The organism is Rothia sp. HMSC073B08, from assembly GCF_001812975.1.
Classification (GTDB): domain Bacteria; phylum Actinomycetota; class Actinomycetes; order Actinomycetales; family Micrococcaceae; genus Rothia; species Rothia mucilaginosa.
This window is the reverse complement of record NZ_KV811084.1, coordinates 6,434-8,825: the sequence shown is the minus strand read 5'-3', so window position 1 is coordinate 8,825 and position 2,392 is coordinate 6,434. Positions and strand designations below refer to the sequence as shown.

General features: G+C 55.7%; 1 protein-coding gene. It reads left to right on the top strand.

Going from position 1 to position 2,392, the window contains the following annotated elements; translation table 11 throughout:
- Nucleotides 1-2,392, top strand: a 2,392-nt coding sequence (locus tag HMPREF2884_RS07090; protein WP_070616410.1) for a siroheme synthase, incomplete at both ends; no start/stop codon positions are given.

The following is a 2,392-nucleotide window of genomic DNA, read 5'->3' as shown; positions in this document are numbered from 1 at the left end:
CGTAGCCTCACAATTGCCCCGAAGGGCTCTTCGACCTACGCCAACCCCTACCAGAAGGTTGATCACCGAGGCCTTGTCTTTGACGCCCCGAAACCGGCTGCTGACGGCAATTTCAGTGCTGACCTGACGGTTCCGGCAAATAGCCTGCCGGCAAACCTGGAGTACGAGGTCATTCTCACCTACCGCCCTGTAGATGATGCGCACCCCTATGCGTGGAACACTGAGGATCGCGTCCGTGCGGCGCTGCCGGTGGAGCTCAACCTCCCGAAGGCTGTGCTCCCCTCCATCACCTATGATGTTTCGGCTATTTCTGAGGAGCAGATTGCCTCAGGTCAGCCGGTTGAGGTGACGTTGACGGGTACCGGTTTTCAGGATGTCAGCTCTGTAAAATTCACCTTGTCCGAGCATGATGAGCAAGGAAAGGTCACGAACGATAATGTGGCTTCGCTTGGTGAGCTGAAGGCACCGGATACGGAAGAGAATCAGCGCATTTTCAAAGGCCTGATTCCTAACGGCTATTTCCAGAAGAAGGTCACTATCCCTGCGGGAGTCCTGAAGTCCGGTAAGGGGTATTCCCTGGGTGTTTCTGGTGTGGAAACCCACGGGTGGAATAAGCTGTCGCGTAAGTTCCCCTTCGTTCCGGTGGGCAATAACCCCGCACACATGGCGTATCAGAATAATTCGTTCAGGAATACCCTGCCGAAGGTATCTGTTGATGCGCAGAATTTTGATCCCGGTCAGGACCGCGTCTATAAGGTGACTATTTCTAATATTTCACCCGAGGTGGACCTGGGGTACTACCTTGACTCTGTGTCGATTTATAACGCTACCTCTGGTGAGCAGGGATATTTTGCGAGGACTGATGTAGCGAGCCAGTACGATAAGCATGACGAGCTGGTAACCCGCAACGCTGACGGCACTCTGACCGTGGAGGTTGAGTATAAGGTTCACGGTGATTCCTCCTATAGGCCTTCTTCTCGCGGTTCGATGGCTGAAGTGCGTGTGGTGTTCTCGGACTCTAAGTATTCGTACGGTAGCCATAAGTTCACGGTGAGCGCGCAGCTTCCGATGGTCCCTCCTGCCGCTGATGCTGTTGATTGGGAGAACCCGGCGAATGTTAAGTTGAAGGTTGATTCGGGGACCCTCAATATTTCTCAGGGCGGTACGGTGTCGGTGACGACTTCCCCGTTGAGCGCTGAATTCCGTCAGAAGTACGCTTTCTACGAGCTGGCTCTGGTGAAGCACGGATCGGTGTACGTGTATGAGGAGCACCATAGTTATCCGCCTCTCGAGGAGTACGGCGGGATGCTCAAGGACTTGGAGCATCAGGTGCGGGAGAACCCGGACGGTAGCCTCACCTACACGTTTGAGGTTCCCCCGCAGTACCTTGAGGTTGCCAATGGTACGCTCTTCGATGTGGTGATGTCGTACTACCCGTTGGATGATTTTGAGCCGGAACCTTCGAGTAGGTCGAACCGTTTGTATGCCCGCGCCCATATTGATGTGGTTCAGGAAACGCAGCCGACCCGTGGGACCTACACCTTCAGTCAATCCGCTATCGATAACCCGTGGAAGGATACGACGCTGCGGGTTGAGGGACGCCATGTCCTCTCCCAGGCTAGTGAACTGATTTCTAATGAGTCGCCGGTCGTCGCCATCTATGAGGCTGACCCTGCAACGGGAAAGATGGTGGGTAAGCCTGTGTTCACTCAGGAAGTGGACTACACGTACTCCGGGGTTAGCTCCAGGTGGTTCCGCAATAACTACTTCAGCACGGAGCTGAAGATTCCTGCGGGTACGTTGAAGCCGGGCAAGCTCTACTTTATTGGCATGTATGGGGACGGGTTGCCTTCCCCCGGCATGGAAGGTTCTCCGGGTTCCATGCTGAATGATGTTGCTGAGTTCCTTCCGGTACGTTCCCCCAATCAGGAAACCGCGCATCCTGCGTTGCATCTTGGGGCGGTGAGGCTGAACCCGTACGCGCAGACGAACTCGTTTACGGTGCGCGCTACCGAGCTCTATGCGCCGGGTGAAGGATCGTACCGCCTCTCGGTGCAGCATGTTGATGAGCAGGGGCGTTTGACCGGTCAGACGGTGTTCCAGCGGGCGATCCCCTCTGAGCGCATCAAGGATGGCAGGGCGGAACTGAACCTGACGATCGCTCAGCAGCTGAACTATTCGGGTGCGTATCGCTTGGTCTTGGAGAAGGTCACTCCCGGTAAGGATGGTGCCGGCGAGTCGGTGGAGCAGCTTGCTGTCGAGGATATTCCCGTGAATCTGACGCATAAGGATGAGTCGCAGGCGGCTGAACGCTGGTTTGCTGAGCGTCAGATTCTGCCTGATCCTTCGCCGCAGTCCAAGAATAGCAATCTGACGCGCCGCGATGTGACGG